General features: G+C 61.3%; 11 protein-coding genes. All 11 read left to right on the top strand.

All coding sequences use genetic code 11. The features are described from left to right. The first annotated feature begins 25 nt into the window (after positions 1–25). A complete protein-coding gene (locus DRF71_RS11955; RefSeq protein WP_112310744.1) occupies positions 26–973 on the top strand; it encodes a carbohydrate ABC transporter permease in 948 nt (315 codons plus the stop codon). After that, positions 970–1,908, top strand: a complete 939-nt coding sequence (locus DRF71_RS11950) for a carbohydrate ABC transporter permease (RefSeq protein ID WP_112310743.1) — start codon at positions 970–972, stop codon at positions 1,906–1,908. The genes DRF71_RS11955 and DRF71_RS11950 overlap by 4 nt, the downstream gene beginning before the upstream one ends. Continuing rightward, entirely contained in the window at positions 1,905–2,093 is a 189-nt protein-coding gene (locus tag DRF71_RS11945; RefSeq protein ID WP_112310742.1) for a hypothetical protein, read from the top strand. The genes DRF71_RS11950 and DRF71_RS11945 overlap by 4 nt, the downstream gene beginning before the upstream one ends. A gap of 3 nt (positions 2,094–2,096) precedes the next feature. Continuing rightward, complete coding sequence (locus DRF71_RS11940; RefSeq protein WP_112310741.1) at positions 2,097–3,194, top strand: ABC transporter ATP-binding protein; 1,098 nt, start codon at positions 2,097–2,099, stop codon at positions 3,192–3,194. Then, entirely contained in the window at positions 3,187–4,179 is a 993-nt protein-coding gene (locus tag DRF71_RS11935) for an ABC transporter ATP-binding protein (protein ID WP_112310740.1), read from the top strand. The genes DRF71_RS11940 and DRF71_RS11935 overlap by 8 nt, the downstream gene beginning before the upstream one ends. Before the next feature lie 15 nt (positions 4,180–4,194). Next, a complete protein-coding gene (locus DRF71_RS11930) occupies positions 4,195–5,832 on the top strand; it encodes a dihydroxyacetone kinase subunit DhaK (RefSeq protein ID WP_112310739.1) in 1,638 nt (545 codons plus the stop codon). Positions 5,833–6,690: 858 nt separating this feature from the next. Beyond that, entirely contained in the window at positions 6,691–7,881 is a 1,191-nt protein-coding gene (locus DRF71_RS11925) for a transporter substrate-binding domain-containing protein (protein ID WP_157971054.1), read from the top strand. A 16-nt stretch (positions 7,882–7,897) separates the two neighbouring features. Then, positions 7,898–8,683 carry an ANTAR domain-containing response regulator gene (locus DRF71_RS11920; protein ID WP_232831523.1) on the top strand — a complete coding sequence of 262 codons (786 nt, stop codon included), beginning with the start codon at positions 7,898–7,900 and terminating at the stop codon, positions 8,681–8,683. A gap of 374 nt (positions 8,684–9,057) precedes the next feature. Continuing rightward, positions 9,058–11,130 (top strand): hydantoinase/oxoprolinase family protein, encoded by a 2,073-nt coding sequence (locus DRF71_RS11915; RefSeq protein WP_232831474.1) that lies wholly within the window; start codon positions 9,058–9,060, stop codon positions 11,128–11,130. 35 nt (positions 11,131–11,165) lie between these two features. Next, entirely contained in the window at positions 11,166–13,253 is a 2,088-nt protein-coding gene (locus DRF71_RS11910; protein WP_112310735.1) for a hydantoinase B/oxoprolinase family protein, read from the top strand. 274 nt (positions 13,254–13,527) lie between these two features. Continuing rightward, a complete protein-coding gene (locus tag DRF71_RS11905) occupies positions 13,528–15,156 on the top strand; it encodes a purine-cytosine permease family protein (RefSeq protein WP_112311293.1) in 1,629 nt (542 codons plus the stop codon). Positions 15,157–15,167: the final 11 nt, after the last annotated feature.

The raw sequence follows: 15,167 nt of genomic DNA, 5'->3' as shown, positions 1-15,167 counted from the left end.
CCTGCTCCAACCGAAAGGACTGCCGATGTCCAGGACATCGCCGGATCGCGTCGCGCGGGCCACTCCCGGGCCGGTCGCACGCAGGCTGACGGGCCTGTCAGACCGGGCCATTGCCTGGATATTCGTGGCGCCGACCATCTTCCTCTTGCTTGCGATCAACATCTTTCCGCTGATCTGGACGCTGAGGCTTTCCTTCACGAACATGCGGGTCAACCGCCCGAATGAGCCGGTGGAATGGGTCGGGCTGAGGAATTACCAGCGGATCCTGAACGATTCCGGCATATGGGAGACGATGCAGGCCACCGCGCATTTCCTGTTCTGGACGCTGGCGCTGCAGATCCTGATCGGCTTCACCCTCGCCTGGCTGATCAACCGCAAATTCCGCGGCAATGACCTCTGGACCACGATCATCGTGCTGCCGATGATGCTGTCCCCTGCCGTGGTCGGCAATTTCTGGACCTTCCTCTACCAGCCGCAAATCGGGCTTTTCAACTATGTCGTAGGCTTCCTGTCGGGCGCTGATCCGTCGAGCTTTTCGATGATCGCCGATGTGCGGCTGGCCCCCTGGGCGATCATCATCGTCGATACCTGGATGTGGACGCCTTTCGTCATGCTGATCTGCCTTGCCGGGCTGCGGTCGATCCCGGAATCGATCTATGAGGCCGCCGAATGTGATCGCGCCTCGAAATGGCGGCAATTCTGGACGATCACGGTCCCGATGGTGCTGCCCTTCCTGATGCTCGCGGTGCTGTTCCGGGGCATCGAGAACTTCAAGATGTTCGACCTTGTTGTCCAGCTGACCGGAGGCGGCCCCGGCAACACCACCGAGGTCACCTCGATCAACCTCAAGCGCGAAGCGTTCGAGAAATGGCGCACCGGCTATTCCTCGGCCTATGCGATCATCCTTTTCGTGACGGTCTTCGGCCTCGCCTCGATCTATGTCAAAGCGCTGAACAAGGTGAAAAGCCGATGAGCAGCTATTCCATCACCGAACCGTCAAAGCCCCAGAAATGGATCGCGGGCAGCCTTGTCATCGCCTATGCGCTGATCACGCTGATGCCCTTGTTGTGGATCATCGCGACCGGCTTCAAATCGCCCGCCGATTCCATCGCCTATCCGCCGAAGGTGTTCTTTACCCCGACGCTCGAAGGCTATGTGAACCTCTTCACCACCCGAACAAGGCAGACGGCGGAATTTCTCGCCGCCAATCCGCCGCAGACCTGGTATGCCGAGATCGTCGCGAAATATGACATGGTGATCGCGGGGCCGTCGCGCTTTGGCGAGCGGTTTCTGAATTCGGTCATCATCGGCTTTGGCTCGACCTTCCTGTCGATCTTTCTGGGCACGCTGGCGGCCTATGCGTTTTCCCGCTTCAAGGTGCCGCTGAAGGATGACCTTCTGTTCTTCATCCTCTCGACCCGAATGATGCCGCCGATTGCCGTGGCGATCCCGATCTTCCTGATGTTCCGCCAGCTGGGGCTGTCCGACACGCATCTGGGCATGATCCTCCTCTATACCGCCGTGAACCTCTCGCTCTCGGTCTGGCTGCTGAAAGGGTTCATCGACGAGATCCCACAGGAATATGAGGAAGCGGCGCTGATCGACGGCTACACCCGGTTTCAGGCCTTCTACAAAGTCGTGCTGCCCCAGGCGGCAACCGGCATCGCCTCGACCGCGATCTTCTGCCTGATCTTTGCCTGGAATGAATATGCTTTCGCGGTGCTCCTGACCTCCGGCAATGCCCAGACCGCGCCGCCTTTCATCCCGACGATCATCGGCACCGCCGGCCAGGACTGGCCCGCCGTTGCCGCCGGCGCGACGCTGTTTCTGATGCCGGTCATGGTCTTCACCATCCTTCTGCGCAAACATCTTCTGCGGGGCATCACTTTTGGGGCGGTGCGAAAATGACGAATTTCATCAACGGATTGCTGCGACTGAAGCGCGCCCCCTGGGAGATGCTGGCCTCGATCCTGATCGCGCTTGGCGTCGTCATGCTGATGCAGCCCTTTGTGATGTGGGCCTTCACCTGGTCCTTCATGGTCACCTTTGTCGGCACGGTGATGTTCATCATCACCAGCCATTTCCCGGAGTGATCCATGGCCCAGATCCGCATTGAAAACCTCCGCAAGGAATTCGGCAGCTTCACCGCCGTTCAGGCCTCGACCTTTACCGTCGAAGACGGCGAGTTCTTCATGCTGCTCGGCCCTTCGGGTTGCGGCAAGACAACGACCTTGCGGATGATGGCGGGGCTGGAGCTTCCGACCTCCGGCACCATCCATATCGACGGTGAGGAGGTGGCGCAAAAACCCGCAAGCCAGCGCGATATCGCCTTTGTCTTCCAGATGTTCGCGCTCTACCCCCATATGAATGTGGGCAAAAACATCTCTTACCCATTGCGCGCGCAAGGCGTGCCGAAACCCGAGATCCAGGCCCGGGTGATGGAGGTCGCGAAGATCCTCGGGATCGAGAATATCCTTGATAAGCCGGTGGGCGGGCTTTCGGGCGGTGACCGTCAGCGCGTGGCTTTGGGTCGCGCCATTGTGCGCCGCCCCAAAGCGTTTTTCATGGATGAGCCGCTTGGCGCGCTGGATGCCGGGTTCCGCGAGCATATGGCCGAGGAACTGCGCGCCCTGCATGACCGCATGGGCGCAACCACGGTCTATGTGACCCATGACCAGCTGGAGGCCATGCAGATGGGCGACAAGATCGTGGTGATGAACCACGGTGTGGTCGAGCAATTCGGCGTGCCGCAAGACATCTATGACTGGCCCGCCACCCTGTTTGTCGCAAGCTTCATCGGCTCGCCGCCGATGAATGTGCTGCGCTTTGAAGGGAGCCTTGCAGCGGGTGACCGGCAACTGGTGCTGGCGGATGCCAGGATTGACCTCCCCGAATTGCGCGAGGGGCTGCAAGGCGGTCTTGCCCTTGGCGTCCGCCCCGAGAATGTCCTTTTCGACGATACATCCGCCTATCGCGGCCGGATCACGGCGACGGAATATCTCGGCACCACGCAGATCGTGACGCTCGCCACCCCGCATGGCGAGATCAAGGCACGGCTGGCGGCTTCGGCCCCGGCGAAAGCGGGGGATACCGTTGGTCTGAGGTTCGATGCGCGCAAACTGACGCTTTTCGGGACAGAAACCGGCCGCGCGCTGCGCTCCGCCGGGAATGAGAAGGTGCTGGCCCATGGCTGAGATCGAGCTTCGCGGCATCACCAGGAGTTTTGGCGCCGTCACCGCATTGCAGGAGGTCAGCCTGACCGTGCCGGATGGCGCCTTTGTCGTGCTGCTGGGCCCGACCGGTGCGGGCAAGACCACGCTTTTGCGCATGGTCTCGGGCCTTGACCGGGCCGATGCCGGCCAGGTGCTGATCGACGGCCAGGACCTCAGCCGCGCGACGCCCGCGCAGCGCAATGTGGCGATGGTCTTCCAGCAATATTCCCTTTACCCGCATCTGAGCGTGCGCGAAAATCTCGCATTCCCGTTGAAATCACCGCTTTTGCGCACCCCAAAGGATGAGATCGCCCGCAAGGTGCAGGAGGTGGCCGAGGTCCTCCAGATCGCACATAAGCTGGACAACAAAGCGACCGCGCTGTCCGGGGGCGAGATGCAGCGGGTCTCGATCGGCCGCGCGCTGGTGCGCCAGCCTTCGGTCTATCTGATGGATGAGCCGCTGTCGTCTCTGGACGCGAAACTGCGCGCCGACCTGCGGATCGAACTGAAACGCATCCAGCAGGATCTGGGCGCAACCTTCCTCTATGTGACCCATGACCAGATCGAGGCCATGACCATGGCGACGCATATCGGCGTCCTGGATCATGGCAGGCTGGTGCAGTTCGGCCCGCCGCGTGAGGTCTATGAAAACCCGGTCTCGATCTATGCCGCCTCGCGCCTCGGTCAGCCAAGGATCAACCTCCTGCCAGCCGGGCTGTTCGGTGCGGCGCCCCCCGGTGCCGCGACCATCGGCCTGCGCCCCGAACAGATCGAACAGGGCGAAGGTTCGGAAAGCACCGTGCGCCGGGTTGAACATCTTGGCGATCAGACCCGGTTGCATCTGCGCTGTCAGGACCATGACCTGGTGACGGTGACCGATGCCCATACTGCGCTGCAACCCGGCGACAGCCTGCGGATCCGTCCGAAAGATCCCTTCTATTTCGACGCCGCTGGCGCCCGTCTCTGAAAGCGAGGACCCCAAATGACCCAGTTCATCAACCGCAAGGAAGACCTTGTTGCCGAGGCAATCGACGGGCTTGTTGCAGGCTCTGGCGGCAGGCTCGCTCGGCTCGATGGCTATCCGCATATCCGCGTTGTGGTCCGCACCGATTTTGACCGCTCAAAGGTCGCGCTGGTCTCCGGGGGTGGCGCCGGGCATGAGCCGGCACATGCGGGCTTTGTCGGCCTGGGGATGCTGACAGCAGCGGTCTGCGGTGATGTCTTTGCCTCCCCCTCGGTTGATGCGGTGCTGGCGGGAATTTTGGCTGTCACCGGCCCCGCCGGCTGCCTGCTGATCGTCAAGAACTATACCGGCGACCGGCTGAATTTCGGTCTCGCGGCGGAACGGGCAAGGGCCTTCGGGCTGAATGTCTCGATGGTGGTGGTCGGTGATGACATCGCGCTGCCGGAGCTGCCACAGGCGCGCGGCGTGGCGGGCACGCTCTTTGTCCATAAGATCGCAGGCGCGCTGGCCGAAAGCGGCGCTGATCTGGCAACCGTCACCACGGCTGCCCGGAGGGTCATTGGCGGCATCCGTTCCATCGGGATGTCGCTTGATACCTGCTCGGTGCCCGGCGCGCCCAGGGAAGACCGCATTCCGCCCGGCAAGGCCGAGCTGGGGCTTGGCATCCATGGCGAGGCCGGGGTCGAGCAGGTGCAATACAGCGACGCCCGCACAGCCATGGCGATGGTGGTCGAAAAACTGGCCGCCGCACTGCCCGAGGGCAGGCATGTGGCCCTTCTGAACAATCTCGGCGGGGCCTCGGTGCTTGAGATGCAGGTGCTGGCGCATGAGCTGGGCAGATCCGCGATTGCGGCGCAGATTTCGCATCTGATCGGCCCGGCAGCGCTGATGACCTCGCTGGATATGCGGGGCTTCTCGGTCTCTGTTCTGGCCATGGATGATGCGGATCTTGTGGCCCTGTCGGCCCCTGTGGCGCCGCCGGCATGGCCCGGCATCAATGTCCTTGTCCCTGTGGTGCCGCTGGCGCTCCCCGACGGGCTGAAACCGATCAAACCCCTGCCCTCGACCCATGCCGCAACACGCGCCTTCCTGCTGCGCTGCTGCGAGATCCTGATTGCTGCCGAAACCGATCTGAACCTGCTGGATGCGCGCGCCGGTGACGGGGATACCGGCTCGACGCTTGCGGGTGCGGCACGGGCGCTGAAACTCGCGATGGACGAGCTGCCGCTGGCCGATCACACCCAGCTTTACCGCGCCATCGGACTGGAGCTGAGCCAGACCATGGGAGGCTCCTCGGGTGTCCTTCTGGCGATCTTTTTCACCGCAGCGGGCGATGCTGCGGCGGGCGGAGCCTCGATGCCCGAGGCGCTGAAGGCGGGCCTCGCGCGGATGCAGCAGATCGGTGGCGCAGCCGAGGGCGACCGCACCATGGTCGATGCGCTTGCCCCGGCGCTTGAGGCCCTTGCGACTTCCGGCCTGCCGGCGGCCGCTGTCGCGGCACGCGCCGGCGCCGCAGCGACCGCAGACATGCTCCGCGCAAGGGCCGGGCGCTCTGCCTATATCAACGAAGAGCAATTGCGTGGCCGGACCGACCCCGGCGCAGAGGCCGTCGCAAGGCTGCTTGAGGAGCTTGCCGCCCCGCGTGGCGGGTCCTGAAGGGCCGCAGGCTGATCAGCCCCACCTGCGTGGTCCGGCCTGAAAGTCTTGGCATGAACGGCCCCTGATCCGTCGGGAAGACGGTTTTCGGGGCTGGCGGGCGACAGCCCAATGCGCTGTGGGCTGTTTCCTTGCCGGCGTGCCGCCGCCGCTGCCGGATCAGGATTTGCACCTCGCGCAGGCTGCAAAAGACCGTGCCGTTCAGGCGTAAATCGCGAAAGCGGGCATTGACACTCTCGCGCTGAGCACCGGGCCGTCATTGGCTCGGGCGAGCAGGAGAAACCACTCGCCAATGTGCGCCGGGCTCGATGTGAGCCGTCCGGGCGCTGATGGCGGTGATCCGGTCCTGAACCGCCAGGGCGATGCAACTCGCCATTGGCCGGAGCCCAATGGCAAGCGGGTCGTTGTCGGAGCGGATGACGCCAGGCACGCCCGCCGGGGCATGGAAAGGTCAGGGCAAATCGTAAGCGCGCCTGTGCGCTTAAACGCCTTGTTGCAGTCGGCCCGTTCCAGGCCTTGCAGACCCGCAGTGGCGGGCGGCTCATAGTGACCAGATAATACATTGGATTCGCAAATAATTCTTTCCGTCTGATTGCAACGACAGAGGCGGCCCGGTCTGAATAACCGGCGGCAAAGAGACGCGGCCCAGGGGCCGCCGCTTCTGTCACGGCCTGTCCAAACGGTTCTGACCGACCTGAACGATATCTGCCTGCGGATACCCTTTCGCGAGCCACCAAAAATATTGACCCATCGTCTGCGCTCCCCTAAGGTCATTTTCAACCGGCCAGCACTGCCCGGTTCTTCGGGCCTATGATTGCGATGCAATCGCCCGTTCCCCCCCGGAAAGGTTTGCGCCGAATGACGAGCGACCAGCCAATTCATATCGGAGTTCTGTTTTCCAAAACGGGACGTTCTGCCGTAACCGAGCGCAGCATGCTGGCGGCAACAGAATTTGCCGTCGAAGAAATCAATGCTGGTGGTGGGATCAATGGGCGCATGCTTTGCCCCATCATACGCGACCCAATGGGAGAACCCTCTGCATATCAGCAAATGGCCGCAGAGCTTATTTCCGAAAACAAGGTTCGGGTCATTCTGGGATGCTATACCTCAAGCCAGCGCAAAGCCGTGCTGAGCGTGGTTGACAGAGAGGCAGCCCTTTTGTGCTATGCCGCACAATATGAGGGTTTTGAGTATTCCGACAATATCGTCTATTTCGGAGCCGTTCCAAATCAGAACAGCGTCTTTCTGGCAATCCACCTGCTCAAAAACCCTGCACCTCGCCTTTATATCGTCGGATCGGATTATGTCTGGCCGCGCGAATCCGGGCGAATCATGGGAGATTTGATCCAATCCGGAGGCGGCCGGATCGCAGGCGAAACCTATCTTGACGACAGGGCCGGACCCAATGATTTTGATGCGCTCCTTAAAAAAATAAAGAAAGATAATCCCGACATAATCTTCAACAACTTTGTTGGTGAGGCAAATCGGAAATTTTACGAAGCCTATGTTGAAAATAGCCTCGATGCCGGCCGGATGATGGTGGCAAGCCTGACCACAAGCGAGGCCGATATCCGGGAGATCGGCGCCTCTGCAACCCTTGGCCATATCACAGCGGCAAGCTATTTTGCCTCTCAATCAAATAATACGAACCGATCCTGCCTGGCACGCTACAGGGCGCTGCGTCAGGAAGAGCCACATGCGAATATGTGCTGGGACGCAGCATATACCCAGACCCATGTGGTGGCACAGGCAATGCGGACCGGTGACCCTGACAACCTCAATTCGATCCGCTCAGGGATTCTCGGAGCCTCATTCGAGGCTCCGCAAGGCCTGATAAGCATCGATCCTCTGAACGCGCATTGCAATCTCTGGCCTAAAATCGGGGTTGCCCGTGCCGATGGCCAGTTCGAGATCGTTGCCGAGACAGAGGCAGCCATCCGCCCCGATCCCTATCGCACCACCTATGAATTTGACGATGATATGGGCGTCTCGTCCGATGCAGCTGCGCAGGCAACCTCCTGGCCCAGGATATCCGGTCTGAGGCAATAAACCGTCCTTGCGGTCGGTGATCAGTGACCTTGTGCAATCGTATTCAGTGAACGTTCTTCGGAGAAGAGGATCTGAAATGCGGCCCGGACGAAGCGAGCCTTTTGCCAGCGGAAAAGAACAGCCCTTTCTGATCAAGGATCTGCGATCCCTGAGCTTTCTGCTTGTTCAGCCTCAGGACAGCGATGGCCTGGCGCTGAGATCACATCTGGAACGGATAGGCTGCCAGGTCCAGGAGATATGGCCGCCACCGCAGACCTATCCCGATGATATTGATATTATTTTCGTGATGGTCGACCGTGTTATCGAGAGCAGTCAGACCTTTCACTGGCAGGCCGACACCCCCTCAGCCGTCCTCATTGCGGTCATTGACTATGAGAACCCTCTCTCCATCGACCGCCTGCTGCATATGCGGGTCAACGCCGTGATCGGCTTGCCGATACGGCCTTTCGGCATCCTCACAAACCTGCTGGCCGCAGTGAACAACCACCGGCGGGAACAGCGCATTCGCCTCAGTCTTGAACGGGCACAGGCCAAGCTGGAATCCTGTCGGATGGTCGAACGCGCAAAGCTCGCGATCATGCTGGCCGAGGGGCATTCCGAAAAAGTGTCCTATGCCATATTGCGGCAACTCGCGATGACCCGCCGCACCACCGTCGAAGCCATTTCGAGCGAGGTTCTGACCCGCCTGGGCTGGGGCGACGGCGGCGATACGACAAACCTGGCAGATCTGCACGAGGCAACGAGGCTTCTCACCGCCGGGGATCTGTCCGCTGCTATCAGCGTCTCCGACCGCTCTGCCTGATTCGTTTTCGGCCCGCGAGATGTCGGGAGACAGATGCGATCACCGGAGGCGTGCCGGAAATACTCCCTTATGGCATTCAACCTGCTTGTAGCCTGTTGCAGTGCAGCACGCGACAAAGACATGCAGCGTCTTGTTTTATATGAAATTATAAAAATTCACTTTGCGACTGCATTACAGAAAAAATCATTTGTAGATGAAGATATTCATCGCGTAGTCTTGTAAAGCGCATTCAACAAAGAATGCAGGTTTCTCATGGCGCCCAGCGTGCCGGGAACCACTCTCCCTCTCAGAATAAAACACAGATGCAGCCATTCGCATTGCGATTCCGCATGTCGCGGGACGTATTGCCTGGCTCAAATCAAAGGAATCGCATGATGAGCATGGACGGAGCGGGCCCGGGCCCGGCACCGCAACGGGCGCGCACGCGCCTTGCAATTGATGTTGGCGGCACATTTACCGATGTTTTTGTGCTGGATTCGAATGGAAATCAGACGGTCGCAAAAGTTCCCAGCACAAAGAACCCGATTGATGCGATTATGAATGGCGCCGAAGCCGCCCATATCGACTGGGCGGATGTCGAGCTTTTCACCCATGGCACGACGGTCGCCACCAACGCGCTGATCACCCGCAATTTCAAGCCGGTGGCGATGGTGACAACCGAAGGCTTCCGGGATGTTCTGGAAATCGGCCGTGGCACCCGTGAAGATCCCTGGGATGCCTATAAAGAGGGCACGCCCCCCTATGTCCGCCGCCGCGACCGGTTTGCCGTCAAAGAGCGCATCAATTTCCGCGGTGAGATTCTGGAACCGCTTGATGAAGATCGCGCCCGCGAAATCGCGCGGATCCTGAAAAAGCGCGAGGTTCATGCCGTCGCCGTCTGCTTCATCAATGCCTATGTGAATGGCGAACATGAATTGCGCATGGCGGAAATCCTTGCCGAAGTTCTGGGGCCGGATATTGCCATTTCGACCTCGCATGAAACCCATCCCGAGATTTTCGAGGATGACCGTTTCTCGACCACGGTGGCCAATACCATTCTCGCCCCGATCATCCGCCCCTATGCCCGCGATATTGATCGCCGCACCACCGAGGCCGGGTATGAGGCCGATGTGCTTTTGCTGCATTCCGGCGGCGGTGTGATGACGCCCGCCACGGCCGAGAAATACGCTGCACGTCTGGCGGCCTCGGGCATTGCCGCCGGCGCCATCGCCAGCAAATATTTCGCCGAGCTCTGTGGTTATCAGAACTCCATCGGCCTCGATATGGGCGGCACTTCGGCGGATATCTCGCTGGCCGAGGCCGGCAATATCCGCATGACCGACAAATGGGAGGTCGACTGGGGCCATCCGATCTGCTTCCCCTCGATCGAAGTGCTGACAATCGGCGCGGGGGGCGGCTCGATCTCCTGGCTCGACAAGGCGGGGTCGCTGCGCAACGGGCCGCAATCGGCGGGGTCGGTGCCCGGGCCTGCCTGCTATGCGGCGGGCGGCGTCGAGCCGACCAATACCGATGCCAATATCATCCTTGGCAGGGTCGGAACAGCGCTGGCGGGGGGCAAGAAATCCCTCAACCGCGAGGCCGCGCTGACCGCGATGCAGAAGATCGCTGATCCGCTGAAACTGGATCTGGTCGAGGCATCACTTGCCACTTTGCGCGTTGCCAATGCCAATATGGCCGATGCGGTGCGGCTGATCTCGATTGCCCGGGGCCATGACCCGCGTGACTTTGCGCTGGTGGCTTTCGGCGGCGCAGGTCCGCTGCATGGTGTTGATATTGCGCGCGAACTCAACATCCCCGTGGTCATCGTGCCGCCCAATCCCGGCGTGACCTCGGCGGTGGGCTGTATGCTGGTCGATGTGCAGCATGACGTCACCCAGATGTATTTCGAGGACGCGGCCAGCGCGAAGCCGGAAGATGTCGAAGCCGGGTTCCACAAGCTGGAACTGGAAGGCCGCAACCGTCTGGAGCGGGACGGCGTGAAGGCAGGCGACATGACCTTCCAGCGCTTTATCGACATGCGTTACCGGGGTCAGTGGCGTTCGCTCGCGGTGCCGGTGCCTGGGGAAATCACCTCGATCGAAGAGCCGCTGGCGATCTTCCACAGCGAATATGAAAAGGCCCACAACTTCCGCCGCGAGGATTTCCCGGTCGAGATCTACCGCCTGACCGTGCGCGCCATTGGGGTCACGCCAAAGCCGTCTTTCCCGAAGATCAGCATCGACCCGAATGCGCAGGCGGTTCCGAAAGGCAGCCGTGAAGCCTGGTTCCACGGCCATCCGACCGCGCTGGCAACCGCACTTTACGACCGCGAGACCCTGCCGGCCGGCGTCACCATCAAAGGCCCCGCCGTCATCGACCAGCTCGATTCCACCACCGTCATCCCGCCCGGCGACGTGGCCTATATCGACGAATGGCTCAACATCCAGATCCGGCTCGGCGCGGCATAAGCGCCCTCCCCCCAAACCAACAGGAGGACCCCGGCATGACCGGCAAGAAACAATCCCTCAGCCTTTCCGACAAAGGCATCCAGTTCCCGCCGCCGCCAGAGCAACGGCTGACAGAGTTCAGATCAGAGCTGGATCCGATCACTTTCGAGGTGCTGCGCAACGCCTTCGTCAATATCGTTGACCAGATGGCCGAACAGCTTTTGCGCACCTGCTACTCCTTCGTGATCTATTGCCGGGATTTCTCGTCCGGCCTCAGCGATCCGCAGGGCAATCTGGTGATGCAGGGCACCGGCGATATCGCGGCCCATGTCGGTACACTGCATTACACCTGCAAAGCAGTGATCGAGGATTTCGAGGGCGATATCCATCCCGGCGACGTCTTCATCGTCAATGATCCCTTCCGGGGCGGCAGCCATTTCAACGATACCCGCATCCTGCGCCCGATGTTCTACAAGGGCGAGATGATCGGCTGGTCCCAGGCCAATGGCCACTGGGCGGATATGGGCGGGGCGACGCCTGGCTCCTTCAACATCACGGCGCTCGATCATATGGGCGAAGGGCTGCGTATCACGCCAACCCGGGTCTGGAGCAAGGGCGTCTGGCTGGAAGATGTGGCGAAGATGATCGCCAACAACACCCGCAACCCGGGCGATGTGATCGGCGATATGCAGGCCCAGGCCGAGGCCACCGCCGTGGCAGAACGTGAAATCCAGCGCCTTTGCGACAAATATGGCGTCGAGACCATCAAGATCGCCTTCCGCGAGGTGCAGGACTGGGTCGAGGTGCTGATGCGCCAGCGCCTTGCAGAACTGCCCGATGGCACCTGGTATGCCGAAGATTATATCGACCAGGACCCGAAGCTCGAAGAAGGTCTGATCCCGATCAGGATCAAATTCACCATCGAGGGCAATCACGCGCATTACGACCTCTCCGGCTCGCATCCGCAGATCTCGACCTTCCTGAATGCGGCCTATGGCGGATCTTTCGCGGGGATCGTCGCGGGGACGAAATATCAGTTCCCGGATCTGCCGCTGAATTCGGGCCTCTACCGCGCGGTCACCGTCAATGTGGGCGAGCCGGGCACCGTGGTGAATGCCGACTGGCCCAGCCCCTGCGCCGGGTTCTGTTCCGGGCCGTTCGAGAAACTGATGAATTCGGTCTTCGGGCTCTGGGCCGATATCATGCCCGAACGCACCATGGGATGCGCCTTCAATCTTGAATATCTGCTGGTGGGCGGACGCGACACCCGGCTGGAGAAGAAGCCCTATTTCATGTGGTATGACTGGATGGCGGGCGGCTGGGGCGGCCGGAACGGGCGCGACGGTTTCAACGCCACCGCTCCGGTCTTTGGCGCGCAATACGGGATCCAGCCGCTGGAGGGCCAGGAGCGGCTCGCCCCCGTGCTGACCAAATGCCATGATTTCGTGCAGGATTCCGCAGGCCCGGGCGAATCCCGCGGCGGGCTTGGCGCGGAAAAGGGCGGCTCGGTCTTTGAGGGTGAGCGGATCGTGGTCTCCTATTGCTGCGACCGCGAGCGCTCGGTCACCTGGGGGATGTGGGGCGGCCTGCCGTCGATCCCGCATGGCGTCTGGCTGAACAAGGGCACGGACCGCGAGCGTTATCTCGGCTCGATCTTCTCGAACCTGCCGATCGAGCTCGATGATGTCTTCAGCCGTCCTTCGGCCGGGGGTGGCGGCGTGGGCGACCCGCTGCTGCGCGATCCGAACCTCGTTTGCGACGATGTTGCCGACGAATATGTCAGCCTCGCACGGGCGCGGATCGACTATGGCGTGGTCATCCGGGTGGTTGATGCCGATCTCGCACAATATGAGGTCGACGTTGCGGCAACCCAGGCGGAACGCGCCCGGATCGCGGCAGAGCGCCCCGGCTGGCTTGATGTGGATGCGGCCGGGATCGCGGCACGCTACCGCGCGGGCGAGCTGAATGAGATGGACTGCGTCCGGCAATATGGCGTCATCCTCGACTGGGGCAATGGCGAGCTGCTTGCCAATACCACCGCCCAGTTCCGCGAGATGATGAAGCGCCGCGTCCTGCCCTATTGGGGCAAGACCCTCGCCGTTCTCAGCGTCGAGGCAAGCGAAAGAGTAAAAGCCGCAGCCTGAGAAAACCGGGACAAATGCAGGGCGGCGCGATGAACCGCCGCCCTGTTTCTGATCTGCCAGAAGACAAGAAATTCAGACGGATACCGGTTTTCTGCCACCGCCCCCTTGGATTTGCATCCGCCCATTCAACATGACTGGCCGGGTGCAGGGCGGTTCGGGGCAACGCGCGAGTGACGGCGCTGCCACCAGCCTGACGATCCTGGAGGCCCCGCCCTTTGCCCTGCCTGCAGCCGGTTTTCCGATTTCAGAGAAACCCAATGAGGAGCTGGAATTCATGAGCACTGCCAGAACACATCCTGCCCCCGACATCATTTACCATGATGAGCCCGAGGTGCTGCGCCAGGCTGCCGCCGAAGATTTCTCTCTGCATATCGTGCCGCCCAGCTGGCGAAGTTCGCGCTTCTCGCTTTCGATGGCCTGGTTCGGGCTGATGAGCGCAATGTTCTGGGTCGTTGTCGGCAGCATGGTCGCGCTGACGGTCGGAACCGTGAATACCCTGATCGGGATCGCCCTCTCGACAGTGGTCTACGGCATTCTGTGCAGCATCGCGGCGCGGTTTGCCGCGCGCAGCGGCACCAGTGTCGCCCTGTTCTCCCGTGCGGTCTTCGGTCAGGTCGGCGCCACTTTCGCCGCGCTCCTGTTCGGCGTCACGATCACCTATTACGCCATTGCTGAGGGCTCGATCGTCGCCATTGCGCTGCAGGACTATTTCGGCGGCCCGATCAGCCTCTGGTATTTCATCGTCTGCCTCTACAGCGCGCCCCTCGTGATGCGCGGCGTGAGGACCTGGCTTGACCGGATCAACGGCATCCTGCTGCCGCTTTATGTCTTCGGGCTGGTGGCCTGTGTGATCTGGGCAATCTCGCGGCATGGCTATTCCGGAGCCTGGCTGACGCAGCTGCCGGCTGGCGGTGTCGATGTCGGCGTCCCTGGCTGGTGGTTCGCCTTTACCGTCTATATGGGGGTCTGGGTCGTGGTGATGATGACCTGGGATGTGGCGCGCTTTGGCCGCAAGGAAGATGCGCCTTTCAACGGCAGCATCACCTTCGGGATCCCGTTTTATGTGGTCACGCTGCTGATCAATGGCGCCGTGGGGATGTTCATCACCTTCACCATCCCGATTGAGGGCGCATTGAGCGAGACCTCGGCGATCATCGGCATCGTGGCGCTGATGGGGCCTTTCGGCGTGCTGCTGGTCTGGGCCAGCCAGACCCGGATCAACACGATCAATTTCTACCTCTCTTCAACCAATATGCAGAACTTCTTTGCCCGGGCGTTCAAAATCTCCTGGCCGCGTACGGTCTGGGTCGGGATCATGACAGTGGTGATCTTCCTGGTCATGCTCACCGACGTCTTTGGCTATCTCTTGCTGACGTTGCAATTCCAGGGCGTGATCATTGTCGCCTGGGTGGGCGTTGCCATGACCCATATCGCCTGGTGCAGCCTGCGCGGTGTCAGAGCGGATCAGCTGGAATTCAGGCCTGGCAGGGTGCCGCTGGTCAATCCGGGCGGACTTGGAGCCTGGGTCCTTGCGTCTGCGACTGGCTGCCTGATGATGATCTTCGGCGGCAGTTTCGGCGGGATCTGGGCGCCTCCGGTCACGCTGGCCATCGCGGTTGTGATCTACGCAGCATCCCTGATGGTCGCACAGCGCAACTGGTTTGTTGAGGAGCGACCCGGCGACCCCCGCAAGGAAGTCGATGATCCCTGGGAAGCCCGCATCCGCTGCCATCACTGCCACCAGGCCTATATCGCACATGAAATGGACCGTGACCCCTCGGCGGGCCATCAGCCGATCTGCCTCGCCTGTGCGTCTGATCGCAGCGAATTTCTGGTTGCAGCCCGCGCCGAGGCGCGCGCCTGCAGTGGCAACGCAAGCATGGAGGGGCTGGCGAGACAGTAATACAAGGCGCA

The sequence above is a fragment of the Pseudogemmobacter bohemicus genome (assembly GCF_003290025.1).
Classification (GTDB): Bacteria; Pseudomonadota; Alphaproteobacteria; order Rhodobacterales; family Rhodobacteraceae; genus Pseudogemmobacter; species Pseudogemmobacter bohemicus.
Note: the sequence above shows the minus strand (reverse complement) of the source record. Positions and strands in the feature narration are given on the sequence as shown.